Annotated in this window: 16 protein-coding genes, 1 other RNA gene and 2 pseudogenes; 6 read left to right on the top strand and 13 right to left on the bottom strand. The window is 53.6% G+C overall.

Annotated elements, in window-relative coordinates:
- Window positions 1-65 precede the first annotated feature (65 nt).
- On the bottom strand, window positions 66-848 hold the full coding sequence (locus AACY07_RS18335; RefSeq protein ID WP_339476609.1) for an AraC family transcriptional regulator: 783 nt from the start codon (window positions 846-848) through the stop codon (window positions 66-68).
- A 119-nt stretch (window positions 849-967) separates the two neighbouring features.
- Here AACY07_RS18335 and AACY07_RS18330 point away from each other — a divergent pair, with 119 nt between their 5' ends.
- Window positions 968-1903 carry an EamA family transporter gene (locus tag AACY07_RS18330; RefSeq protein ID WP_339476608.1) on the top strand — a complete coding sequence of 312 codons (936 nt, stop codon included), beginning with the start codon at window positions 968-970 and terminating at the stop codon, window positions 1901-1903.
- Here the strand turns inward: AACY07_RS18330 and AACY07_RS18325 are convergent.
- The gene (locus AACY07_RS18325) at window positions 1824-2387 is read right to left on the bottom strand and encodes an RrF2 family transcriptional regulator (RefSeq protein WP_133078321.1); all 564 of its coding nucleotides are present in this window, start codon (window positions 2385-2387) and stop codon (window positions 1824-1826) included. The two genes, AACY07_RS18330 and AACY07_RS18325, sit on opposite strands and share 80 nt — an antisense overlap.
- Window positions 2388-2589: 202 nt before the next feature.
- Here AACY07_RS18325 and AACY07_RS18320 point away from each other — a divergent pair, with 202 nt between their 5' ends.
- On the top strand, window positions 2590-3792 hold the full coding sequence (locus AACY07_RS18320) for an NAD(P)/FAD-dependent oxidoreductase (protein WP_339476607.1): 1203 nt from the start codon (window positions 2590-2592) through the stop codon (window positions 3790-3792).
- A 221-nt stretch (window positions 3793-4013) separates the two neighbouring features.
- Here AACY07_RS18320 and AACY07_RS18315 read toward each other — a convergent pair whose 3' ends face one another.
- Entirely contained in the window at window positions 4014-4208 is a 195-nt protein-coding gene (locus AACY07_RS18315; protein ID WP_339476709.1) for a KTSC domain-containing protein, read from the bottom strand.
- A gap of 1165 nt (window positions 4209-5373) precedes the next feature.
- On the opposite strand from AACY07_RS18315, the gene AACY07_RS18310 reads away from it, so the two are divergent.
- Together AACY07_RS18310 and AACY07_RS18305 are read left to right on the top strand one after the other, a co-directional pair.
- Window positions 5374-7035, top strand: coding sequence for an ATP-dependent nuclease (locus AACY07_RS18310; protein ID WP_339476606.1), 1662 nt, complete (start codon window positions 5374-5376; stop codon window positions 7033-7035).
- Complete coding sequence (locus tag AACY07_RS18305) at window positions 7028-8200, top strand: UvrD-helicase domain-containing protein (RefSeq protein WP_339476605.1); 1173 nt, start codon at window positions 7028-7030, stop codon at window positions 8198-8200. The genes AACY07_RS18310 and AACY07_RS18305 overlap by 8 nt, the downstream gene beginning before the upstream one ends.
- 724 nt (window positions 8201-8924) lie before the next feature.
- Here the strand turns inward: AACY07_RS18305 and AACY07_RS18300 are convergent.
- Complete coding sequence (locus AACY07_RS18300) at window positions 8925-11060, bottom strand: hypothetical protein (protein WP_339476603.1); 2136 nt, start codon at window positions 11058-11060, stop codon at window positions 8925-8927.
- Window positions 11061-11748: 688 nt separating this feature from the next.
- Here AACY07_RS18300 and AACY07_RS18295 point away from each other — a divergent pair.
- Window positions 11749-12027: a hypothetical protein gene (locus AACY07_RS18295; protein ID WP_339476602.1), complete on the top strand. Its 279-nt coding sequence runs from the start codon at window positions 11749-11751 to the stop codon at window positions 12025-12027.
- 380 nt (window positions 12028-12407) lie between these two features.
- Complete coding sequence (locus AACY07_RS18290; protein ID WP_339476601.1) at window positions 12408-14339, top strand: hypothetical protein; 1932 nt, start codon at window positions 12408-12410, stop codon at window positions 14337-14339.
- A gap of 802 nt (window positions 14340-15141) precedes the next feature.
- On the opposite strand, the gene AACY07_RS18285 is transcribed toward AACY07_RS18290, so the two are convergent.
- From AACY07_RS18285 to AACY07_RS18245, 9 genes and pseudogenes are all read right to left on the bottom strand, one after another.
- Window positions 15142-15981, bottom strand: a complete 840-nt coding sequence (locus AACY07_RS18285; RefSeq protein WP_339476600.1) for a chromosome segregation protein SMC — start codon at window positions 15979-15981, stop codon at window positions 15142-15144.
- A 92-nt stretch (window positions 15982-16073) separates the two neighbouring features.
- Window positions 16074-17165 (bottom strand): annotated as a pseudogene (locus AACY07_RS18280) (DUF927 domain-containing protein); the annotation flags it as partial.
- A pseudogene (locus AACY07_RS18275) lies at window positions 17164-17919 on the bottom strand (tyrosine-type recombinase/integrase); the annotation flags it as partial. The pseudogenes AACY07_RS18280 and AACY07_RS18275, both read right to left, overlap by 2 nt.
- A 166-nt stretch (window positions 17920-18085) precedes the next feature.
- Window positions 18086-18477: a transfer-messenger RNA gene (gene ssrA, locus AACY07_RS18270) on the bottom strand.
- A gap of 71 nt (window positions 18478-18548) precedes the next feature.
- The gene (locus tag AACY07_RS18265; RefSeq protein ID WP_133078319.1) at window positions 18549-18830 is read right to left on the bottom strand and encodes a hypothetical protein; all 282 of its coding nucleotides are present in this window, start codon (window positions 18828-18830) and stop codon (window positions 18549-18551) included.
- Window positions 18831-19086: 256 nt separating this feature from the next.
- A complete protein-coding gene (locus tag AACY07_RS18260; protein ID WP_339476596.1) occupies window positions 19087-21894 on the bottom strand; it encodes an FAD-binding and (Fe-S)-binding domain-containing protein in 2808 nt (935 codons plus the stop codon).
- The gene (locus tag AACY07_RS18255) at window positions 21891-22562 is read right to left on the bottom strand and encodes a LutC/YkgG family protein (RefSeq protein WP_339476594.1); all 672 of its coding nucleotides are present in this window, start codon (window positions 22560-22562) and stop codon (window positions 21891-21893) included. The genes AACY07_RS18260 and AACY07_RS18255 overlap by 4 nt, the downstream gene beginning before the upstream one ends.
- Entirely contained in the window at window positions 22562-24019 is a 1458-nt protein-coding gene (locus AACY07_RS18250) for a LutB/LldF family L-lactate oxidation iron-sulfur protein (protein ID WP_339476592.1), read from the bottom strand. Before AACY07_RS18250 ends, AACY07_RS18255 begins: the two co-directional genes overlap by 1 nt.
- The gene (locus AACY07_RS18245) at window positions 24016-24840 is read right to left on the bottom strand and encodes a heterodisulfide reductase-related iron-sulfur binding cluster (RefSeq protein WP_133078315.1); all 825 of its coding nucleotides are present in this window, start codon (window positions 24838-24840) and stop codon (window positions 24016-24018) included. The genes AACY07_RS18250 and AACY07_RS18245 overlap by 4 nt, the downstream gene beginning before the upstream one ends.
- Window positions 24841-24876 lie beyond the last annotated feature (36 nt).

The raw sequence follows: 24876 nt of genomic DNA, 5'->3' as shown, positions 1-24876 counted from the left end.
ACAACCTCGGCCCTTGTGAAAGGGCCGAGGTTTTTTTATGGGTATTAGCTTTGGCCGTGACCGGTTCAAGGCAGTCCTTTCGGAAAATACCGGCTGGGTGCCGCGCCCAGCACTCTGCGAAACACACTGGTAAAGGCGCTCGGGCTGCTATAGCCCAGGTCAGTCGCCACTCGCGTAATGGCTTCGCCGTTACTCAGGCGCACCACGGCTGCCAACAGGCATGCTTGCTGGCGCCATTCGACAAAGCTGATTCCGGTTTGCTGGCGAAATAGCCGGGTGAAGGTGCGGCGGCTCATGCCGACCTGGCGGGCCATCTCATCAATCCCGATATCCAGTGACGGCTGTTCCAGCAACGTACGACAGGCCTGTGCCAGCCTTGGCTCACCCGGCAACGGTGCATTGAGTGACAGGGGCGGCATGCCGGCTATTTCGTGAAGCAGCAAGCCCATCACAAGACCCTCCCGACGGGTCTCGTCATACAGCGCCGGGATATCCACGGCCTGGATCAGCAGCTGGTGGAGCAGGGGCGAGATACCGAAGACCTGGCACTGTGCGGGCAGGCCAAGCCGGCTGCAGGCGGGACTGCGGATATAAGTGTTCAGCATGGTCACCGGCCCGGCCATGCTCATTTCATGAGGCACCCCCGCTGGAACCCAGATAGCCCTTTGCGGGGGTACGACCCAATTGCCCTGGTCGGTAAGTACGGTGATGACACCGCTGGCGGCATAGGCAAATTGCCCGCGACGATGGGTGTGCAGCGCAAAGTGCTGGCCGTCTGCATAGTTATTGGCCGTGACCACTGCGTCACGGGGGATGTTCTCGTAGGTATCGATGTCAGTTTCGCGCATGGCCCGAATTTAATGATCTATGACCTGATAGTGCAAGCGGGCCTTGGTAGCAAGTGTTCATAGTGACGCCTCGGTTGGTGCGCACGCTCGCCAGCCCTGCCTACTGGAAGCAGAACGCTATGCAAAAGAAACACGTGGCCCTGGCCGTCATGGTGACGGCCGTCTGGGGGTTTAATTTTCCCATTACCAAATTGGGCCTGGCTGCCATTGATCCGTTGTTGCTGACTGCGCTCAGATTTACCCTCGCGGCGTTGCCGTGGGTGTTTTTTATCAAGCGTCCCCCGATAGCCCTGCAGTGGCTGGCGGCTTATGGACTGATCTTTGGTGTTGCGATGTGGGCGCTGATTAACCTGGGCATCGAATTGGGAGTCCCGCCCGGAACTGCTGCCCTGTTGGTTCAGTTCAGTGCTTTTTTCACCCTGGGCTGGGGGGTGTTGCTGTTTCGCGAGCATCTGAGCCTGGGTCAGATGCTGGGGGTAGGGCTTGCGGTGCTGGGTCTGGTCAGCATTATTCTCGCCAGTCCCGGCCACGGCACGACCGTGGGCTATGGCTTGTTGCTGATCAGTGCATTCAGCTGGAGTGTGGGCAACGTCATCATCAAGCAGTCCAGGGTCCGGGAGATGTTCGCCTTTGTGGTCTGGGCCAGCGTGTTCCCGCCGATTCCCTTGTTGCTGCTCACCTGGCTGGCCCACGGATCTGCGCCGTTTACCGCATTGGTCGAACACGTTGAGTGGGTAGCGGTGTTCTCGCTTTTGTTTCAGGTCTACGCAGCGACGCATTTCTGCTACTGGGGCTGGAATTTATTGCTGCGCGAATACCCGGTGTCCGAGGTGGCGCCGCTGTCCTTGCTGATTCCGGTATTCGGGGTCGCAGGGTCGGTGCTGATGCTTGGACACTCGGTGGATGTCAGTGAGGGGGTATCGATTGTGCTGATTTTGTCGGCGCTTGCGGTGGGGTTTGTAAAAGGGCCGGGGCTTAGTCCGAGATGTCAGTTACCGGGATGGCCTGGTCGTCAGAAGGCTGCGCGGCGCTTTTCTTCTCTCGACGATCGTTGATCCATTTGCCGACCTGTGCCGGGAACTCGGCGGGGGATTTTCGGCCGACCTTTCGGGCAAGATCAAGAATGGTTTGTTGAGCCAGGGCCTCTTCCATGCGCTTTTGTGCCGTCATCATCGCCGCGTGAACCGAACAGTGGCCGTCCAGCGCCCAGGCAGGCGGCGAGCCTTCGAAGAGTGCGCAGCGGCCACGAATTTCCCGGCAATCGAAAATAAGCTTCTGGCCGTCGATAGCGTTGACGATATCGAGAATGCTGATTTCGTCAGCAGGCCTGGCCAGCTTGAATCCGCCGCGCACGCCTTCGGTGGCCACGACCAGTCGGGACTTGGCCAGCTTGGTGAAAATCTTTGCCAGGTAGTCCTGAGGTACGCCTTGCAACTCTGCAAGATCACGCACGCTCGCTTCACGGCTTTCGCCGCCATCACCTACTAAAAAAAGCAGGCAGTGAATGCCGTACTCAACGCCCGCGCTGTAAAGAGACATCAAGATCTCCGACTGAATTAGTCGCATATTTTAGCAGCGATCAGTCAGGCGAGCAACGCTCCTTGGGCGTGACGGCAGGGTCATGGGCAAAAAATAAAGATTGCTCTACATAACTACGACTAATATAGTCGCCGTTATTGAGGTTCGGTGGTGATCGTCATTCGGGGTTGCTTTGCTCGGGCTTCTCATCAGGGGATAAAAAATGAAACAGCAGATTCTGATTATTGGCGCAGGCTTCGGTGGCATGTGGACCGCTTTGAGTGCAACGCGGTTGTTCGACATTCATGGCCACGACGAAGTTGAAGTGACCGTATTGGCCCCTCAGGCCGAGCTGCGCATACGCCCGCGTTTTTACGAGCCGGACGCGCACCAGCTGTTCGCACCGATTGGCGAATTGTTCGATGCAGTAGGTGTAACGTTCATCCAGGGGGCGGCAGAGACCATCGACGCCCAGCAAAAAACGGTCGGTTACATCGATGCCGCCGGCACGAAACACGTACTCAGCTACGACAAACTTGTTCTGGCCACCGGCAGCCGGCTTGCGATCCCCGAGACCCAAGGCGTGGCGCAATACGCTTTCGATGTGGACCAGATCGAGCAAGCCGTGCGCCTGGAAAATCACCTCAAGTCACTGGCAGACCTTCCAGAAAGCCGTGGCCGCAACACAGTGGTCGTGGCGGGTGGCGGTTTTACCGGCATTGAAACAGCGACCGAAATGCCAGCTCGTCTGCGGGCCATACTGGGTGATCACGCCGACGTTGAAGTGATCATCGTGGACCGTGGTGAAAAAGTCGGGGCGTCAATGGGGGCTGAAATCAGCCAGTCGATTGCCGAGGCCAGCGATGAACTGGGAGTGACATGGCGCTTGAAATCGTCGGTGGTGGCCGTTGATGAACAGGGCGTGACCCTTGGAGATGGCCAGCGAATCGACGCTAAGACCGTGGTCTGGACCACAGGTGTGCGGGCTTGCTCGCTGACAGCGCAGATCCCGGGAGAGCGTGATTCCCTTGGGCGTCTGCATGTGGATGCCCACCTTAAAGTCATTGGCCAGAAAGACATCTTTGCCACCGGTGATGTTGCCTACGCCGCAACCGATGACCTGGGCAACCATGCACTGATGACATGTCAGCACGCCATTGTTTTGGGGCGTCACGCAGGCAACAACGTTGCAGCCCAGATCCTGGGCGTGGCACCGATTGCGTACAGCCAGCCCAAGTACGTCACGTGCCTGGACCTGGGAGGCTGGGGCGCGGTCTACACCGAAGGCTGGGATCGCCAGGTCAAGCTGACCCGCGAGGAAGGCAAATCGCTGAAGACCCAGATCAACACCGTGTGGATCTACCCGCCAGCCGCAAACCGTGACGCGGCGTGGGCGGCGGCGGATCCATTGATTCCGATTGCCTGAGGTGGCCTGGGTGTAGAGCCCGGGTTTTGCTGAATTTCAGGCACAAAAAAAGACGTCCTTGGACGTCTTTTTTTGTGGATTTGGTGGGCCGGGGTCATTTGAACTAAATGCTAAAGTGCCTGTATTCATTGGGTTGTGGTGGGTTCGGTTTTGTTAGGGATACATGTGGGGATACACGCCCCCGTTTGCTGGGGGCCGCCTGGCACCTTACAACTCGATTTTCAGCACTGATAACGGTCACGTATTACTCGATCGTAGTACACCCCTTTCGACCCAGAATTCATCAGCCCGCTATGGATGTCTGCCGGTACGCCACAGAAATCGTAAGTATGCCCTTGCTTGAATGTGATCTTCATACGACGAGTAGCGGGATCGTAACCAACCGCATTGATCGCTGATGAGTTCACTCGCTTCATTTCCATGAGGATTCCTTTTCTCCATAGCTAACCGGGCTGTTAGCTCTGCGCTTGATACTAGGTCGGATGAGTTTCCCCGTCATCAGGTCATTTCGTAGGGGGAGGGTTTCAAAATCCTGCTGGGGACCCTGAGAGATTTATGCCGGTACGGGGCAGGAAACCCGCGGAATTTTTTTAGCAGCAGGGCACCCAGCTTATTGAAATTTCAATCGTTGAAATTGAAAGGTATTGAAGAAAAGAGGAGAGGGGGACTTGGCACACCGCACGGCACCGGATGTGTTGCTGATAGTGAACACCTAGGTGAGTCAACTGGGTCAACCGGTCAAGTGTGGTCAACAAACTTTGAAACCCAGCCACTAACGATTTCGTGCGGGTTTCCTGCCCCGTGTCTCCTCGAAATGCCCAGGGTCCCCAGCGGCTCCTGAGCCATAGTGCAAATGCACTGGTGAACCATCAGTTCACCCGGTTCACCTGTTCACTAAGCTGTGCACTTTTCCTCTAACACAATCGCGCGGGTTTCCTGCCCCGTACCTTGCAATAAGTCCCTGTGGCCCTAGGGACTTTTGACGCGCCGGGAAGTGCCTCTGCTCATATCGCGGAAGGCACCACCGATTGGGGGCTAGGGGATAGTCGCTCGAAAGCTATGTTACGAGTGTTACACATGTTACAGATGAATTTAGGTATATGATTTTAAAGGATTTTTGCTAGTTACATCGCTTTAAATAGTACTCGTAGTTAAGTGTTACAAGAGCGGCGGGTGTTACATGTAATGTTCTCTCGGAATGGTAATTTTTGATCCCAAGCTTGGAGTTGGCCTGATGCAGCAATCGGCCAGAAGGGGTGTTGTTCCCCATACGCATGTCATGGTGCTTGGACGTTAAACCTGTTGGGTTTTAATTGAGTGGGCTCCTACGGTCGCAATGCGACTTAGGCCAATTGCAGCCTCCTGCTTTGACTTATCAATCAAAATGCAGATGGCAAACGCAACGCATACCTCCAATCGAATAGCCCTTCTTTACTGCTTACTTCAGGCGTCAACACATTCTGACACTAAACGCAGTGCCTGCTTAGTGGGTGTACTAGACAAGGTGTCCACGGCAATATAGCGTGAGGTTGATGGCCTAACGCCATGTTGTTCGTCGCTGTCTCATAAGGATTTGAAATCGTGTTCATAGAATCGCTACGCCTGATCAACTTTAAAAAGTTCAAGGATCAGACTTTTGACTTCAACGAAGATGTAAATATTTTCGTAGGTGATAACAATGCAGGCAAAAGCACGATCCTGGAAGCTTTGGAGATCGTGCTCAATTTTCAGTATCGCGGTCGGCCATTCAACAGCGAATTTTCCCCTGATCTATTCAACGCAGAGACAGTCGCTGCGTTCCGAGCATCGCCAAAAACGCCTGCAGACTTACCGATCCTCGTGATTGAGGCGTACATGAAGAACGTGCCCGACTACCGCGGTGCGAACAACAGTTTGAAGAAAGATGCTCAGGGAGTTCAGATCAGAGCCAGCTTTGATCCAGATTTTACTGATGCCTATAACGATTACCTAGCCTCCGGTGCCGCGATAACCAGTATCCCAGTGGAATTCTACCAAGTTGAATGGATGGATTTTGCTTGGAATGTTATCAAACCGATGACTAAGAAATTTAGAGCGCTCTACATCGACCCCACTCGCATTCATCCCACCTACGGCAAAAACCAGTACATCTCGAATGTGCTGAGCACCGCACTCAGGAAGGACGAAGAGTACCGTCTGAGCCTGAACTACCGTGAAACCCTCCAGTCCTTCAACAACACAGATGAGGTCACCACCGTCAACAAGGACTTGGATTCCGATAACAGGATCACTGAAAAGAAGCTAACCATAGCCGCCAACACCATGCCCGCTGGCGCCCTACAGAACGCTCTGCAACTTGAAGTAAATGCCGTGCCGTTCCACATGATCGGCAAGGGTGAGCAGAGCAAGGTGCAAATCAAGCTGGCCCTGCACAACAAGTCAAAAGACATCGATCTAGTGATGATGGAGGAGCCGGAAAATCACCTTTCGCATGTCGAGCTGAGTAAGTTGGTGCAAGACATCGAGGATCAACGAGACGGCAAGCAGCTGTTCTTAACCACCCACAGCTCGTATGTTCTGAACAAACTGAGCGTCAATAAAATCTGCTTGCTGCATGACGCATACAAGAGACTTCATCTCTTGGATAAGGGAGTGGTCAAGACGCTGAAGCGGCTACCAGGCTACGACACCCTGCGTGTCGCGCTCTCGAAGAAGGTGGTATTGGTCGAAGGTCCCTCTGATGAGTTGATCCTCAAAAAGATCTACAAAGACACTCACAAGGGGCGACTGCCAGAGCAGGACGGGATCGATATTATTGTGGTACGTGGCGTCGGCTTTAAGACGTTCATTGCTATTGGCAAAGAAATCGGTACCGCAATTAATGTCTTACGGGATAACGATGGCAATTACGAAAAGAACGTCGTTGAAGCACGTAAGGAATACAAGGCTTTCCCAAACATAAAGCTGGTCTCTTCAGAAAACAACAATGAGTTTTCGCTGGAGCCAGCGATGATTTCAGCAAATGCCGCATCGGAAAAAGACTTGCTGGCATTTGCAGAAATTGTCCTCTCCGCCCAAACCTTCAAACTGTTAGCTGCCAAACTTACCTTTGCTGAAAAGCTTGAGTTTATCGTGGAGTGGTTTAGAAGCAGTGACGGAGACGGCAAAGGCAAAAAGAAAGTCGATTCTGCCATCAGCGTTTTCGAGACTGATAAGCCGTTCAAATATCCTGCCTTCCTCGCTGAGGTACTGAACTTTGCCTAATAACCTCTGCATGGCGGGTGCCGGTTCAGGCAAGACTCACAAGGTCATTATCGAATCAATCGCCGAAATCGAGCGCGGGGGAAGGGTTCTGGTTGTGACCTACACGACCAGTAACCAGCAGGAACTGAGACGTCGTTTTCTGGAGGTATTTGGTACGCACAGTGATCGGTTCGTGGTCAAAGGTCTGTTCTCTTTTTACCTAGAAGACATGGTGAGGCCGTATCAGCAGGCATTGTTCTCACGGCGGATCGATGGCATTTGTTTCAACCAGCGCAATCCTCATCTGAAGCCAGATTCAACGTTTATGCTTCCGGGGCGCGCGGAGCAGCTGGACGATAAGAGTTACAACCCAAAACACTTTCTGACGTCATGCGAGACCAAGGCTCACACTGGATTTCTCGCAAAATTGGCGAGCAGGATCATGAAGGCCACGAAAAACGCTGCTGCAGTACGACTAGGGGAGATTTACACTCAGGTGTTCTTTGATGAGGTCCAAGATCTGATTGGGTGGGACTACGAGGTGCTAAAGGGGCTGAGCAAAGCGATGCTGACACCCATCACGTGCGTGGGAGATTTCCGGCAGACGGTGTACGAGACGACGTTTGGCCAAAAAGCACCTAAAACGGCAGCTGACAAGATCGCTGCCTTCAAGTCTATGGGCTTTGTGGAGGAGGCATTGGTGCTCAACCGGAGGTGCATTCAGCCGATTTGTGACGTCGCTGACGCGGTCCACAAGGGCGCATATGAAGCGACGGAATCAGCGGTTAAAGAGACCCCACCTGAATTTGCCCATCACCTCGGCACTTTCATCGTCAAGGAGTCGGACGTCGCTGAATACATCAAAGTGTTTGACCCTATGGTGCTGCGCTGGAGCGTAACGTCCGGGACGAAGCTACTTCCTGCCCAAGCGCGATGCTACAACTTTGGAGCGAGTAAAGGTCTGGGTTTTGAACGGGTGTTGGTGCTTCCCGCGGAAAGCCAACTGCACTTCGTCCTTGACGGCCAAAAGCCGTTTCCGGCGAAGGACGAAACAGCTCAGAACAAGATGTACGTCGCCATCACGCGCGCGCGATTCAGTCTTGGATTCATTGTGCAGGACAAGAAGGCCGAAGGCTTGCGCTTCCCGGTTTGGGCAGCTGAACCGCAAAAACGAGATCAGCTATGAGGTCTATGCAGACGGTTACACTCCGCCGATGAGAACCTTGAAAAGGGTCTGTAATCAATTGGGAGCCATTCCCCTTGATTCCAGCAATTGAGAAGACACAGGGCCAAGGCTGCGCTGATGATATAGGCATGCGCATAAGTGGAATGATCCAAACAGTTCGACAAGTATGCCCTTGTGGCAGGTGTGGCAGGTGTGGCAGGTGTGGCAGGTGTGGCTGGCAGCTGTAGGTTGAAATCGGACCGAGTACAACGTCCGCCATTGGCCGATTGCAGCCTTTCGTGACAGGCAGCAGTCGGCTAGCAGCGGTCATCCTGCGTCTACAAAACCAGGGGAGATTTACTCCCCTTTCACGGCTATTATTAACCGCGTTTTGGTGCACCCAAGACTTGGAAGGACGTTCCCACCTTGGCCGACCTGCCGATAGAATTTCCATTGCATAGTGTCCTACTAGAGGTGCCACGGATGATTCTTCCTATCGACGAACGACTAGCTGGTCGCATGCTTGAACCCAACTAGCAACAGCCGTGTCTTGGATGGCTGAGCAAGTATGAAGGATGATGTATCTTGAGTGATCCAACTCTTACTTGGTCATACGAAGCTGTAAAGCACTGTCAGGTACTTGGTATCGAGGTCGAAGATGCTCTTGAAATGGCATGGCAGACAGAAGTCTGGCCCTCCACTGCGAGTGGTAAAGGCCAGACAGTACCTATTCACCCCGAAGCGGTTACTTACTCAACTGACCTATGATTATATTTTCAGGTCTTCCAAGCTGTACGAACAACATTGAATCCAAAAATTGGAAATTGGTCTTCCAAAATAAATCACCTTGCTCTTTTTCGTACTTTAAGGCTTCGCAGACAGAGCCCTTGAATTCCTCAAACCAGTGTTTGTCCTCACGTGCATTGATTGACATATTGGCCTCGATATGAATTCTGTTATAGTCTTCATTGGTCAATATTTTCATTTCGTCCTTTAATAAATCCAACACATCGCTTACATAAGACATTCGCAGCAAACCAGTCACGACCTCTCGCCAGTTATAATTGCGCTTAGATAGAACTAGAGGAAGATATACTGCTACGCGCTGAAGAAGTCTGATTACGAATACCGTTGCATGTGCGGAGTCTACAGGGGCGAAGGTTCCGATTACACTTTGGGCTCCCGACTCAAGGAAACCATTTGCAACCGAAGCATGTGATCCCTCCACAGGATGCGTACTGCATGCAGCCAATAGAACAATTGGCGGGACCCTAGCTTCTTGATAGATATGCCAGACACTTAAGCGCTCTCCGCCTACTTCCAGCCAAGCACTATCATTTTCACCACCATGATTTCCATGACAGTCAAAAATCACCATTAGACCCTTGAAATCATTCAGCGCGCTAACCAAATCAACACGGCAGACTATATCGACCACCCTAACCTTTAGACCCTTTAAACGTCCCGATTCAATCATAAAATTAACGGACGAAACTAGATGGTCCGCAATAGGATCACCTTTAGCAAAAGATCGCACAATTAATATGTCGCACAGAGAAGAATATGGGTATATTTTTTTAGTGTGAGACAAAAGCGTGCTTATTGCAACATTGCCAGGTGTTGATGGGACTCTTGATACTTCATGAGAGTACATTATGGGAAGATGATTCAGGGTGATCCATTCCACTGGTAGGTCACATACGCAAACAATTTTATCTCTGCCAATAAAGCTCGCGTGCATTAGCTCTTCACCAATATCACTCTTTATAGCCCTGCTATACTCTTCAAACTGCAAGTTAAGTTTTTCGCGACGCTTCCTATTGTTTGAATTGATAAGTTGACCTATTGCCCGCAGTTTTGCGTGGTGAAGCATCACTGAGTTAGGCAGCCGAAAAGCCGGTATGCACTGAATTACTGAAAACAGCCCAATTACCGTCGTAAACAATTTTAGCTCTCCCTGTTTTTCGCGCAGAAGAGGCCCTAATACCTTATCAGTGTATGGGTTAAACATTGCTTGGTCATCGAGTTGCGTAACGCTATTCCCATAGCCTCGATTGCGTATAATCGAATTTTTTAAGAAATTCCTCTTAGTGTTATCGAGCTCTCTATTGAGTTTTTTCCATAAAACCCCCTCAACCCGATAAAGGAACGTATAAGCTGACGGACAGTACACTAACGAGTCATTATTTCTAAGTGGAGAATCTCGCCACTGCTCGGGCCTCAAGGTATCAATTTCTTTTGATAATTCCAACATGCCGAGAATGTGATTCTCTATGGAGTCTGATGGTTTTATTGGAGTTATGTTGATTTGATACCCGCAATTCGCAAGCACACTCATCATTGGATCAGTGCAGTTATGCCCTCTAGCCTCAATAACACGGCTAAGGGTTGAAGCAGATTCAATTTTTTCAAGATGCTCCTTGGCTTGGCGAAGGTCATCATTATGTACAGCGGAATCTGAAAGCATGCCAAGAGCTAGGTCGCGAGCAACTTTTTCATCCAGATCATAGATGCATATAGCACCATCAATTCGCGCCATTGAAATATGAAGCGGCTTATATTTTTCTTCTTTTATCGCATCGCTAACCTGCGATGCAGTGAGTTCGCTACTCCAAAGTATCAAGTTTTTGTCTGACGATATCTTCAAATACTGGGCGAGCAAATCAGCTCTCAAAAATTGAATTTTGGAACTGCCACTAAGCGTTCTTGCAATAATATATTGTTCTGCTGGCAGCAACGGATCAATTAAGTCAAGAGGGAAGAAAGTCAGCGCACGAAGAATCTGAGTATACTCAGGAAACCAAAAATTTGAAAAGCCCTGGAAGAAAGTCGTTCGACGCGACCGTGTGTCTTCCGGGACAATTACCATATGCGTAATCATGCTCGTTCCCAAAGCTGCCTCCTGCAAGATATTCAATGCTTATTAAACTTCAAAAATGAAAACAATTAATGCATTATACTTCCATTGTCACGAAATTATCCCAGATTAAATGTTCGCTCCCTGACCAGCCTTTTCCGTACCTTAGGCAACCATGCTAGCCTAAGGTAGTAACGACGAAGCCTGTACCACTAGATTCTGCCGTCCGTCTTGGGCCCTAGCTATGTGAAAAACCTGCGGCGCGATCCCACTGGTTAGAAAATAAACAGGTTTCGCGCTTCTACGCAAATTTTGCGTTAGCTAACAACCACGTTTCTACCGCTTTCACGTACGCTCGCCCTTCTCAAAGAACTATTTGGGTTTCCACACAGCCTCTGTAAATAGCAGTTATTTACGACCATTCACTTTCGACCCAAAGCGGGTGCTAGAGGTTGAGAAAGTACTTATCATCGCAATGTCATAAGTATTTAGGGTAAGTTCGGACAAAAAAATTATCACGGGCAAAAAATTGCTAGGTCTGCTTTTTCTTGCTCCGACTATACTTCTGTTATCGGTTAATATGGCTTTGTAATGGGAATGTCGATTGGGGGGCGGGATTGCCCTTATCTCTGGAGAAGATAGGGGCAGAAAAGCGCTTGAGTTCAGTCGCAGGTTCAACTCCCTAGAATCTAGCGAAGTCGGCGATAGAGTCATGTTATTTGTTCAATTGCAGGTCAATGAACTCAAATTGCGCAAAGAGTGGATGGTGATAGATATTGTAGTTGCCGCTAATTTGACTATAGCGGTAAATATTATTGCCCGAAAAGATTTCGGCTTGTCAAAACTAAAGTCGATGTGTTACGGACTTTTCCAAAAAAATCCCTTCGAAGTTAATCCTAGCTTCCGCGAAGCTTTACATAACAATGCTAAATTCCGTGCGAGTGCGCGGAAGCTTGTGCCCTTATTTCGGGCGGAAATCGCAAGGGGGTAAGTAATGTTTTTAGCGTAATATGTAGTCAGGAACACTTGTACCGAAAAGCCGTGTTATTTTCATATCGTTCGAATGGTCCATATTTGCAGATTCATTTAAATCTAAATCTTAATCTAAACGAAGTTCAGCTCACTTTTTTGTCAGACTACGCCCGGCCAAAGTCACAGTCCGCCTTTGACCGATAGCCGCCGTTTGTGAAGGACTGCTATCTGCCAGGATCGGGCTTCCAGTACCTTGTTAGAGTCGAGGCGATCCATTCGAATTTTCTCATGTGCTAACCAGAATCAACTGCTGACAGTGGTTCCGCATGGTTAAATGATCTCAACATTGGCAGATAGTGCCAGGCCTAACAGATTCACCCTCAGAACAGTGAGCGAGCAATGCTGACAACTCCCGTATTTCGACCGTGGCGTCCTCTTTGGGATACTCAACTCGGAGATTTGACGTCCAGAGTCGATGAGCTTGCAACGTTGCGACATAGTGGGTACCAAGCACCACCATCGCTAGCTGATCTTGGCGATTTGGTACTGTTCCCTGCCGCTGCACAGGCTGCAGGCGCGCAGGTATTCACTCCGGAGTTTGTAGAGAACCTAAAGCCGCTACTCAAAGCTTGCGTCTGGCCCCGCTGGCTGCTTCTTGAGGAGTTGCTCGATCATGCGGCGAGCTCAGGTGATTTACATTTGAGCGCGTTGGCTTTGCGAACTCAGATCGAGGAGCTTGATGTGCTGCAAGTTGCAGCGAAAGTTCTGTTGCATCAGAAGGGGGACGTTTGGGACGAGCACTTAATCGGCGATGCAGTCCGCACACTGCAGACGCGTATTTTCCCCCGATCTACAGCCAAAGATAAAGAACAACTGGAGGAGAAGGCTTCAGATAAAGACTTTTGGCAGCGTTCCGATGCACTCCAGGAAGCCTTCGACCGGCTCAGCGAATACGTCCATCCGAATTATGGCAGCCATGTTCTGTCTGTGCGCCCACATAGCCTCGTGGCCGCCAAGGTTTTGGTCGAAGCTTTTGTAACGATTTATGAATGCTTCCTCTCGTTGCCTTGGGCAAACGAAGCCCCTGTTGAAAAACCACAGAATGCCTTTTTTATCTTAGCGGACGACACGATTCTGGCCCTGCGTGGGTGCGTGCTCGAGGATGGTTGGCCACAGGCACTAGAAACATCCATCGAGCATTTTCGTCATCTTGGCAAGTGTGAGAACAACTGGAATTTTAAAGCGGACTGGCCAACTGATGTTGAAGCGATCCAAGCGCTGAAAGAACGCTCGGTTGATCCTAAGTACTGGCCGCTGGCCTTCCGGACTGTATCAGGGATAAATAGATATTCGAACCTCGTGATGCTGGAAAATCAGCTTGCTGTGAAGGCCAATTCACTGTCTGTCAGCGCAGATTCATCGGATGGTAAAACTCGCCTCCCGGTATTGGTTTCAAGTCTTTGCTTTAGTATCCACTTGACTGAGTATAAGTTGACCTCAATGGCTCATCAGGCTGCGCATCTGATCAATGTGCGGAATGTGCTTGGAGCCGCATTGGTTGTGCGATCAATACTTGAGCATCATGCCCTAGCAGTTGAGCTGAGTAGCAAGTTACAACGCTTATGGAGTGAGGCAGAGAAGAGGGCTTCTTGTGATACAAACGTCACTGAAGAGTTTGCTCGTGCGGAAAAACATTTGGCCAGAGTGTTGGCCGGAACTTCGGATCCTTCCGGAATTCCTTCAGGCTGGCGGGGGCTATGGCAGAAAATCGTCATTAAGCACTACAACGTCCTGATACCTGTTCAAGCGCTGAACTCCAAACAAGCCGGCACCCTGCAGCTTTATGGCCTTTTGTCACACATAATGCATGGCACGGTCGCCACCGGGGGCGATCTGCTGGGTGCCGGAGGAGAAGGATGGAGAAACGGCCACAAAAAACTGGCTGCTCAACTGACAATTATTCTCTCTGAGTTTTGCAGCTTCGATGCAATGATGGAGCGACAGTCAGAATCGATGATCATCGGTTCACGTCTTGATACTCTTCAATACAAACCGGACCCGCTTGACAAAAGCATCAGGTCAATGCGAATTCTCAAAGGCAATAAACTCAAGCGCGGACGAGATGTTTTTGGAGAAGGAACACAAGAAAGCCCTTACTACTTCCGTGAAGGACTCACTTATCATCACGCCTTCTATAGCTACCTAGAACAGGAAGGCATACAGATGGTGAAGCGCACTCTCGCACTTCTTGGGGCTGGATTCGGTGATGAGGTCGAGGTGCAGGAAGGTCGCAAACTCTACTTTCAGAATGGCTCGTTTGCGGAGCAATGATCTGCCTTGTCCTTGAGTGGCACAGATATTCAATCTATCTATTTCCTTGAGGCGACCGTCCGATCACCCTAGTGAGGGCGGCATGCCTCATTAGTGACGGCATGCAAGGCCTGCATATTCTTGCGGCGAAATCACATGCGCAATTCTTATGAAGAGGATGTGCAAGAGGCTGAAAATCATTGGCTGCCACAAAATCACCGCGGCTGAGGTGACCGGTCGCGATACTGCTGGAAGCTCCAACTTACCGAGCTTTCGACAGCCCATGCTCAGAGATTTATTTTCTGGAAAATAATTGAAGAATCCTGGGGAGTATGGCCGTCCGCTATAGCTAATTGCTGCCTTTCGCGAACGGCAGCTTCAGATCGGAAATGTTCGTTCATGGGCGACTGCTTTTGGCTGATAGAGGCCTATCGCCCAGGCCTTTGATCGGTTAAATACGTCGTTTCAAAAAAGGTAGGGAATATATGATTTTTTGGTGTGGGGTTGTAGTGCTGTTAGTAGAAATTTGAAGTTCAGGCTAAGGCGGAAGCCTAGCGGGCTTCCGTCTAGGCATTAGCTCCGTTTTGCGAGCTGTTGTTCTATGACCCTAATCTCTGCATTGATTGCTGCAATCGTCATTGTCTCTATTTTTGTAGCTTTCTCTATCCTTGGCTTTACGAGGTTTATCAGTCCGTTCAGGTGCGTTTTCCTGGCTTTCAGGGAATCCGAATAGCTGATTTTGCTTTGTGTGGCAGCGATCATGGTGGGCCTCTTGGGTGACCGAGACGGCCTTGCTTCCAAGCCGTCTCAGGAGAAAGCTATATCACATAGCGAGTACGTCTTCGAAGCTATGCTGATAAGAGCGTTCTGAAAGATCACTCCAGCCCCAAGGCCCGTAGTTTTCGCCCAGCTCAGGGATTTTCAGATTCGTCAGCGCTATTGGGTCGCGATCTATTAGGCGTCGAGCGGCCCATAGCTTGCCGCCTACTTCGAGCAGAGCTATTGCAGCAGCATTCCACTTTTCTTCAAGCACTGTGTTTGCCAAGCGTGACGCTTGGTTTTCAATGTCTGCGCGCGTTTTCTGTGCTTCTGAGATGTGCCGATCAATAGTGACGATTTCTTGCTCCAGCGCAGTAATAATCAGCTGTTGGCGACGATGATGCTCAGCGGCGGAGGTGAGATGTTTCGCAGCTTTTTGAGCGTCGTCATTAGCTTTTTTCTCCCCCTCCACATCGCCCCAAGCGACTGCTTGTGCATATGCAGTAGCTGCCTCTGTCTCGGCTTGCCGAGCTTTTGCCATATCTTCATGGGCTTGCTGACGAACCTGCTCCAAGCGCGTGCTGATGCTATTACGTTTTTGGTTTAGCTCTTCTTCGTCAGCTTTCCATGTAGTGATGGCTTCGATATAGCCAGCCATCAGGTTCTGGTGATTGGCCAGTGTTTCTCTGCGATGGATCTTCTTATCGAGCGTCTCGATGTCCCGCTCACGGTAGCCGACCTCTCTTTTTTTATCGGTGATTTCATACCTCAAGTTGCTTTCCAAACTTTGCAGCACTTCATAGTCTTCCAGTGCAGCCGCATAGGGGACCAGTTCGCGCTCAAGTGTTTCCTTCTCGAGGATTGTTTGTTCGCGGAGGTCTTTCAGTTCTTGAATCTCGTTCATTTGCTCTATCTCAATGTAATTCGATTAGGGTTTGGCTGAATGGCTGGCGAGGCCGGGAATGAGCCGGCACTACCTCGATCAATGGGCAACCGTCAGGCAGCCCTGGCCTCGCCCTCATCCGTCCCCGGAATCGTTTTGACGATGTAGCAGCGTTGTGGCCCTAGCCCGGGAAGTCGGACGAGGCTGGACGCCTTACCATCGCTTCCCGGCTCGAGCACGCCGCGACGTAGCAGCTCCTTGTTCACGGCATTGATGTTCATGCCTTTGAATACTTCGGAGCGCCACGCCTCGGGCAGCACGTAGTAGGTGTTGGTGGTATGCAGCTCGTCGCCCATGCCATGCTCCAACGATTTACGAAAGCCCAGCCGGTCGATGGTGCGCGGACCGTGCTCGTCGATCTTGGCGGCGGCAGACTCCCAGCGAGTGAAGCGGCTTTCACCAAAGCGCTCGATGACTTGGCGCAGGCGAGCAACGATCGCGTCACCTTCATAGTTACCGGCGCCGCCGCGTTCATTCAGCCACGCGTTGAGGCAGACACGGGCAGCCGTGGTTGCCGTGCCGTCTGGCCAACCGGTTATACCCAGTGCAGTAGCGAGCTCACCAGCTGCAGCCGCAAGGCCAAAGCGTAGGGCTGCACGATGTGCCTGACCGCTAGCAGAGGCGGGCAGGGACTTGGCAATAAACCCTTCAAGGGTGCGGCGCAAGATGATCGCCCAGCCGTGCATTTTTCCGGGCTCGCACAACGCTGATAGAAAGGCTGTGAGAGGTGTGCCATAGAACTTGGCCACTCGGGCCTTGAGTGCGTCAGAAAGCGCAGCAGCGTCCTCGAAACCATTCAATACATCGAACATGCCGAGTCCTTTACTGGCATCTGCAGGCACCGCGAGCATGCGTACTTCCATGCCTGTTTTGAGCTCTTTGTTGGCCTCGGCCATGTGTTGTGCCAAGGTCTTTTCGCCTGTGGATAGAAATAGCAGGCGCCACTCTTGAACCTGTCGGCCCGCTTGGCCACGATCATTAGCGCGGGCTTTACCGGTGCCGTTGCCGAGCATGTAAACGGTTTCGCCAATGATGCGGGGGTCGCACATGCCGATTTCGTCGAGTACGAGGAGGCCGTCCGAGTGCGCGGCAGCGATGGACTCCAGTGCGTTATCGGTCGATCGCCATGACCGCACCAAGCGCGGAGGGGCGGCATGCGAGCATCGAGAGTAGGTGAAGGCCAATGCGGATATCGGGGGCGCTTGGGTACGCTCGGATGGCCCTCAGCAGTGGTGGCAATTCTTCTTGGGATACATGCGCATAGTTTTCCACAGGCTTGGTTTGCAAAAACTTATGCAAGCCCTCCAGCGGATTGTGGGTCGCTCTTCCCGTGACGCGAGCGAGATCATAAATCTCTCGACACATGCCTCGAACACGGCTGGTCTGCTCGATGATTCCCTTTAGCTCCATTGACCGCAGAAACTCCATCCATTCCATTGGAAGTATTTCTTGATAGATGCGGTTCCCGAAGACAGGGAAAACGTGGAGCTCCAAGGCACCGATGGTTCTGACTGCGGTACCTGACGACCAGTTTTTACGTTTGGAGGCATACCACTCGCGAGCCAGCCGCTCGAACGTATTGCTGGCAGCTTCCATCTCTGCTGCTTTTCTGGCTCGTTTGGTGGCAAGGGGATTACTCCCTTGTGCTGAGTCTGCTCGCAGCTCTGCAGCTTTTTGACGAGCAAGGGCCCCGCCTACTTCTGGATAACTCCCAAGTCCCAACCATGACCATTTGCCATCGGGCTTCTTGTACCGCAGCTGCCAGGACTTGTTGCCGTCAGGACGGACCCTCAGGTAGAGGCTGTTTCCATCGTGCTCACGGTATTCCTTGGTATCAGGTTCGAGTGTTGCCAATACGGTGTCAGCCAAGGGGCGACGCTTGATTTCAGTGCGCTTCATTTCCTTGTACCCCTCAGTTTCAATTTTCGGGCGTGGTACAGGAGAGGATACATGGTGGGTCTGGATAGGGGGAGACAGGGACGGATAGCCAGAAACAAGAAAGCCCGCACGGGGCGGGCTTCTTGGGTGTTTCGCAGACTGTCTGATACAGGTCTGGACAGCTATTTGGTGGAGCCGGGGGGATTTGAACCCCCGTCCGCCAGTACTCCGCTGTCGGTACTACATGCTTAGCCGTATCTATTAAGTTAACCCTCAGCGACCCGAAGGGCAGGGTGCTTTGGGCGAGTTGTGTAAGTTTTAGCCGATTCGTCCACAACGTACTGCACGGCGATCCTGTTCTATATGACAATCACTTCAGGTTTACAGGCATCCCCTAGTGATTGCTGGACCCGAAGGTACCAGGAGGATGGCTAAGGCAGCTTACGCTGCGAGAGCTTGACCCTCGTAGGTTTCGTCATTGGCAACTATAAGTAGTTGCAACAGTGGATTTACGAGTTCTGTTACCAACTCGGCATGCACCTAGAGTTTCGCAACCGGCGTCGAATCCTAAACGGCCCCGATGCTTGCTGTGTATCCAGCAAGCCTGCGGAGTCTACGCCTTTCTGGCGCAGAAGGCCAACCCAAAGGGGTTACTCACCACCTTTGTTGTTGTTGGAGATGTCCTGGAGCACTTGGGTAGTCAGTGAAATGCAGGCTTGAGTGCCTTCTTTCGTGCCTTTGGATTGTTCTTCCTTGGCCTGGGCTACGGTGCTGTCGATGTTGTCTTGTAAGTCGGAGCTGATTTCTCCAGAGCTGGCTACAGCATCATTGATCTTTTGCAAGTTGATCTGGCAAAGGTCATCTGCCGCAAACACCGGGGAAGCCAACATCACAGCGGAAATAAACAGACCAGCAAGAGCGGTACGCTTCATGGGGAAAACTCCTTGTGCACAGGGTAGGCCCGGTGTTTCCAGGCTCGGTTATATGCCCCAAAGATTGGGGCCTTAAGCCAATTGACTATAGCCACGCTCGGGAGTTCTGCCTGTATTTGGCGAGTTTTTTTGCGTTCGAAAACGGGCGCAGGTGTCGATTGTTTTTGGTGGGAGTGAGCTTGCTCGCGATGCAGATGGCGCGGTGATTCTGCCTGATCGCGCAGATGCCATCGCGAGCAAGCCCGCTCCCACATTTTCAGGCCTGGGCGCTGGTGACGCGGTCCACCAGATAAACCAGGCCGTGGTAATCAATCCCGCCATGCTGGCTCAGGCCAATTTCACAGGTGCGGCTGGTCGAAATCCCTTCGCTGCACTGCTGCACTGCGTCTTTCAAGGTGCGCAGCGAGTAAGCGTTCAGCTCCGGTGTGGTGAAGCCTTTGTCGCCAGCAAAGCCGCAGCAGTGAATGCCTTCCGGGATCACTACGTGGGTGCTGCACAGGCGTGCAATGTCGATCAGTGCCTGGCCTTCGCCAAGGTGCTGGGTGCTGCAGGTGACATGCACGGCTATAGGTGCGGTCTGCGGGGTGAAACTCAACTTATCCACAAGGTGGGTGCGAATAAATCGAACGGGGTCGTACAGGTCCAGGCGGGTTTCGCCCAGATCCTGCACCAGACGCAAGGTGCACGGGCTGGTGTCGCAGTAGATCGGATCAAGCCCGCCACGGCTGGCGTGCAGCAATGCACCGATCAGTTCCTGACGCTTGTGCTCGGCTTGTTCGTTGTATCCCTTGGATGCAAACGGCTGGCCGCAGCACAGGCTGTCCATGTTGTCGGGGAATACCACCTGGTAACCAGCCTTTTCCAGCAGGCCGCGGGTTTTGTCCAGCAGCGACATTTGTTCGCTGTCGCCTGCTGCCGGGCCCATGACCCGAGAGACGCAGGCGGCCAGATACACGACCCGTGGCCGCTCATCATTGACTGGCGGACTAAAGCGGATTGCGCGCTCCGGCTGGGGCATGGCGTTGGTCCACAACGGTACGCGGCCCTTGCTGGCTTTGGTCAGTGCTGCCGAAATTTTCCCCAGGCGTGGCGCCCCCAGCATCATGCGTGCGCCATTGGCCACATGCAGGGTGAAGCGTGCGCCTTGCAACGTGGTTGCAAAATGATTGCCCAGCCAGTCGGCGGTTTTCACGCTGTGGGCTGTGCGGGCACGCAGTTTTTTCACCAGTTCGCCGGTGTTGATGCCAACCGGGCAACGTTGCGCGCACAACCCTGTCGCTGCGCAGGTATCAATGCCCTGATAGGCGTAGGCTTTTTCCAGTTCGGTGGTGTCGATGCCTGCGCGTTTTTTAGCCTGGATGTCACGCCAGATGACAATTCGCTGGCGCGGGCTGAGGGTCAGTCCCTTGGACGGGCACACCGGCTCGCAGAAACCGCATTCGATGCACTTATCCACAATCTCGTCTGCGGCGGGCATCGGCTTGAGGTGTTTGAGGTGGATGTGCGGGTCTTCGCTGAGCACCACGTCCGGGTTGAGAATGCCCTGCGGGTCGAGCAATCGCTTGAGTGCCCACATCAACTGGTAAGCGTCGCTGCCCCATTCCAGCTCGACAAAGGGTGCCATGTTGCGGCCCGTACCGTGTTCGGCCTTGAGCGAGCCGCCGAACTCCACGGCTACCAGTTGCGCCACGTCATCCATAAAGGCCTGGTAACGCGCCACTTCTTCAGGATTGTTGAAGCCCTGGGTGAAGACGAAGTGCAGGTTGCCCTCAAGCGCGTGGCCGAAGAGGATCGCTTCGTCGTAGTGGTGCTTGTCGAACAGTTCGATCAGGCGGTTGACGCCGATGGCCAGTTGTTCGACCGGAAAGGTCACGTCTTCGATGATGACCGTGGTGCCGGTTTTACGCACCGCACCGACTGCCGGGAAGGTGTCCTTGCGGATGGCCCACAGCTTGGCGTTCTCGGCGGGGTCTTCGGTGAAGTCGATTTGTTTCTCGACCGGGAAGGTCGACAGCGAGGCCATGATTTGCCCCAGTTGCTCGTGCAGCAGCGTCTGAGTTGCTGCGCGAGACTCGATCAGTAGGGCGCAGGCATTGGCCGACAGCTGTTGTACGAAAGCGGGCATGCCCGGCTTGTCCTGTACCGAGCGCAAGCTGCGGCGGTCCAGCAGTTCTACGGCGGAGACGGGCTGGCTCTTGAGCACGGTGACAGCGTTGCAGCAGGTTTCAACGTCCGGGAACACGATCAGCGCCGAAGCCTTGCTCGGGTGGTCGATCACGGTGTCGTAGGTCACTGCGCTGATAAAGCCCAGGGTGCCTTCGCTGCCCACCAGCAGGTGGCTAAGGATATCCAGCGGGTCGTCGAAATCTACCAGGGCGTTAAGCGACAGCCCTGTGGTGTTTTTCAGACGGTATTTATGCCGGATTTTGGCAGCCAGTTCAGTGTTGGCGCGGGTCTCGCGAGCTAAAGTCCCAAGTTGTTCGAGCAGGGGGGCGTGGCTTTGGCGAAAGGCGGCGATGTTGCTCGCATCTTCGGTGTCGACCCGGGTGCCGTCGGCCAATACCACGCGCAGGCCAGCCAGTGTGTGGTAGGTGTTTTGCGCGGTGCCGCAGCACATGCCGCTGGCGTTATTGGCGACGATGCCGCCAATTTTGCAGGCGTTGATCGAGGCCGGGTCGGGGCCGATCTTGCGTCCGAACGGGGCCAGCCAGGCGTTGGCCTGCGCGCCGATGACGCCGGGTTGCAGGCGGATTTGCATGCCCTGGTCGCGAATTTCCCTGGCGTTCCAGTTATCCCCCAGCACGATCAGCACCGAGTCGCTGATGGCCTGGCCTGACAAGCTGGTGCCCGCGGCGCGGAAGGTCACCGACACTTGATCGCGCCGGGCAAGATTCAGCAGTTCGACGACTTCGTCTTCGGACTCAACCCGAATCACCAGCTTGGGAATCAGCCGATAAAAGCTCGCGTCAGTGCCAAAAGCCAGGGTGGAGAGTGGATCGTTGAAGCGGCGGTCTTGCGGTATCAGCCGTTCGGCATCACGCACAAATGCGGCGGGCAGACTCATGCATCCTCCAGAATCAACACGATCAGGTCTTTCGGACCGTGGGCGCCGTAGGCGAGGATTTGTTCGATATCGGCGGTTTTCGACGGACCGGACACCAGCAATGCATTGGTCGGCATGCCCGCTGACCAGTTCATCTCGTGCTGCACCTGATAGAAGTTGTCACGGATTTCACTGGCCTTGAGCAATGCAAAATGCACCGGTGGTACAAGGCTCATCAGCCGAGGTTCTTCAGGGGTAGGCCACATGATCAGGCTGCCGGTGGCGGCAATCGCCCCCAGGGTGGTGGTGAAACTGGCCGGGGTGTCGTTGAACAGTTCGGCCTTCCACTCTTCCACTGGGCGATCGTAGGCCTTGAGCGTTGGCAACGCAGGGTTTTGTGCCCAGTGCGCGGTTACTTTCTGCCCGTGGGGTGTAGTCGGCGCAATCAGCAAACTGGGCAATTGACGGTCGGTGACCAATTGCGCCAGCAGCGCTGGCCAGTCTTGCTCAGTGCTGAGGTGGATTTCGGTGTGTACGGCTTCCATCAATTTGCGCAGCTGTGGGATGCGTTGCTCCGGGGTATAGGTCCAGGGCTCTGTCACCAGCACTTCGTCGAAGTTGTCAGGCACCGGTGTGGTGCCAGTCAGACTTTTGCGCAGTTTGTTGAGAATATTCTGTTTAGCGCTCATCACTGGTCTCCCGACTTTTTCACCAAATGTTCGCGGGCCATGTCGTGCAGCGAACGGGCAGCGGGTTTGGGGGCGCTGTGGTTTTGCGTCCACGGGCCGACATTGCTCGGCGTAAGCCCGCGCAGGCGGGTGGCGGCCTTGAGGAATACGCGGTACAGGGCGGGTGAGCTGTTGAGCTTGGCCCACATGTTCCAGATCAGACGTTCCTTGCGTGAATACTTGCTGCCCTGGCCGCGCATGATGCGGGGAGAGGTATCGGGCGCTTTGACGTTCTCTTCGCGCAGGCGTCGCAGCAATGCCGGGATCGGAATTTTTACCGGACACACTTCCCCACAGGCACCGCACAGCGACGATGCGCTCGGGTGGTCTGGAACTTTGGCCAGGCCAACCATATGCGGGGTGATGATTGCGCCTATAGGACCCGGGTAGACCTCTCCGTAGGCATGGCCGCCAATGCGGGTGTAAACCGGGCAGTGGTTCATGCAGGCACCGCAGCGAATGCAGTTCAGGGTCTGGCGCAGTTCACTGTCGGCAAACGCCTGGCTGCGGCCGTTGTCGAGCAGTACCAGGTGCACTTCTTCAGGGCCGTCCAACTCGCCGGGTTTGCGCGGGCCGGAGATCATGTTGACGTAGGTGGTGATCGGCTGGCCCAGTGCAGAACGGGTCAACAGCGACACCAGTGGTACAACGTCGCGCAGGTTTTCGACGACTTTCTCGATACCGGTGACGGCAATGTGTACGGGGGGCACGGTGGTCGACATACGGCCGTTGCCTTCGTTTTCCACCAGCAGCAAGGTGCCGGTTTCGGCGACGGCGAAGTTGACCCCCGACACGCCGATATCAGCTTCGAAGAATTTTTGCCGCAGTACCCGTCGACCGATCTGGATCAGTTGGTCGACGTCTTTGGTGTATTCCACGCCGAGCTTTTCGTGAAACAGGTCGGCCACTTGCCCTGCGTTTTTGTGGATCGCGGGCATGATGATGTGGGACGGTTTTTCGTTGTCCAGTTGAACGATGTACTCACCCATGTCGGACTCAAGGCATTCAATCCCCTGGGCGCCGAGCACGTGGTTCATTTCCATCTCTTCGCTGACCATCGACTTGCCTTTGATCACCTGTTTGGCGGCGCGGCGGCGAGCGATGGACATGACGATTTCGTTAGCCTGCTCGACGGTTTCGGCCCAATGCACCTGCACCCCGTTGCGGGTCAGGTTGGCTTCCAGTCGTTCCAGCAGGTCGGGCAGTTTGGAGAGGGCGCGGGCGCGGATGGCGTTGCCCAGTGCGCGCAAGTGTTCGCGCTCGTGGGCGTCGCTGAAGGCCACGGCGCGTTTTGTCATCAGGGAATCCATTGCACTGCGAAAGTTGTTTCGCAGTTGCTTGTCACCCAGGGCTTCGTGAGCGCGCTCGCGGAAGTCTTCTTCAACCGCGACGGTGGGAATCAGGGTGCTGGCGTTCATTGCTCACCTCCAGTGCGCTGCCACAGAAAACTGGCCAGATGCTGGCCGCGCAGGGCTTGTTTCTGTTTTTCCAGCGAGCCGTTGATGTTCATCAGGCAGCCGCAGTCGGCGGTGAGCACTTGATGCGCGCCGGTTTCAATCAGGGAGCGGGTCTTGTCGGCGACCATTGCGCCGGAAATATCCGGCATGCGTACGCTGAATGTCCCACCAAAACCGCAGCATTCACTTTCGTGGCTGTGGTCGATGCGTTCCACATTGCTCAGTTGCGCGAGCATTTCGCGGCCGTGCAGGTGGGTGTTCATTTCGCGGCGTGCGGAGCATGAGGTGTGCAGCGCGACCTTGACCGGGGCGCCGTGGTCCTGGAATTGGACCTTGCACACAAACAGCAAAAATTCAGTGAGTTCAAAGGTGCGATCAGCCAGTGCGTGAACCTTTTTCAAGGTTTCGGGCTCGTCTTTGAACAGGTCTTCGTAGTGCTCGCGCAGCATGCCGGCGCAGGAGCCGGACGGCACGACCACCGGGTAATCTTCAGCAAACAGGGCCAGCTGTGAACGTGCCACCTCCCGTGCCTGGTCGGTGTAGCCCGAGGTGTAGGCCGGTTGTCCGCAGCAGCTTTGACCTTGCGGGTAATCGACTTCGATACCTTCGCGCTCGATCAGATGGATGGCGTCCATCCCGGCTTCGGGGAAGAACAGATCGACTACGCAGGTGCCGAACAGATAGACCTTGCGCGGTTTATGCGCAGGGTATTGGCGAGGAGTTGGCAGGGGTGGGGCGACGCGGGTCGCATTCGGCACGGCATTGTAGAAAAGCTCGCTCATCAGGCGTCTCCGGGTGGTCCCGGTTATGTGTCCACC

Origin of the sequence: Pseudomonas sp. RL_5y_Pfl2_69 (assembly GCF_963970465.1) — a bacterium.
In the GTDB taxonomy this organism is placed as follows: domain Bacteria; phylum Pseudomonadota; class Gammaproteobacteria; order Pseudomonadales; family Pseudomonadaceae; genus Aquipseudomonas.
The sequence above is the reverse complement of the archived record's forward strand: the minus strand, read 5'-3'. Positions and strand labels throughout refer to the sequence as shown.

Coding starts and splice junctions, on each gene's coding strand:
- AACY07_RS18300 (WP_339476603.1), bottom strand. CDS start 11,060: ATGATTACGCATATGGTAATTGTCCCGGAAGACACACGGTCGCGTCGA.
- AACY07_RS18245 (WP_133078315.1), bottom strand. CDS start 24,840: ATGAGCGAGCTTTTCTACAATGCCGTGCCGAATGCGACCCGCGTCGCC.
- AACY07_RS18260 (WP_339476596.1), bottom strand. CDS start 21,894: ATGAGTCTGCCCGCCGCATTTGTGCGTGATGCCGAACGGCTGATACCG.
- AACY07_RS18330 (WP_339476608.1), top strand. CDS start 968: ATGCAAAAGAAACACGTGGCCCTGGCCGTCATGGTGACGGCCGTCTGG.
- AACY07_RS18285 (WP_339476600.1), bottom strand. CDS start 15,981: ATGAACGAGATTCAAGAACTGAAAGACCTCCGCGAACAAACAATCCTC.
- AACY07_RS18290 (WP_339476601.1), top strand. CDS start 12,408: ATGCTGACAACTCCCGTATTTCGACCGTGGCGTCCTCTTTGGGATACT.
- AACY07_RS18315 (WP_339476709.1), bottom strand. CDS start 4,208: ATGAAGCGAGTGAACTCATCAGCGATCAATGCGGTTGGTTACGATCCC.
- AACY07_RS18295 (WP_339476602.1), top strand. CDS start 11,749: ATGTTATTTGTTCAATTGCAGGTCAATGAACTCAAATTGCGCAAAGAG.
- AACY07_RS18325 (WP_133078321.1), bottom strand. CDS start 2,387: ATGTCTCTTTACAGCGCGGGCGTTGAGTACGGCATTCACTGCCTGCTT.
- AACY07_RS18265 (WP_133078319.1), bottom strand. CDS start 18,830: ATGAAGCGTACCGCTCTTGCTGGTCTGTTTATTTCCGCTGTGATGTTG.
- AACY07_RS18320 (WP_339476607.1), top strand. CDS start 2,590: ATGAAACAGCAGATTCTGATTATTGGCGCAGGCTTCGGTGGCATGTGG.
- AACY07_RS18335 (WP_339476609.1), bottom strand. CDS start 848: ATGCGCGAAACTGACATCGATACCTACGAGAACATCCCCCGTGACGCA.
- AACY07_RS18250 (WP_339476592.1), bottom strand. CDS start 24,019: ATGAACGCCAGCACCCTGATTCCCACCGTCGCGGTTGAAGAAGACTTC.
- AACY07_RS18255 (WP_339476594.1), bottom strand. CDS start 22,562: ATGAGCGCTAAACAGAATATTCTCAACAAACTGCGCAAAAGTCTGACT.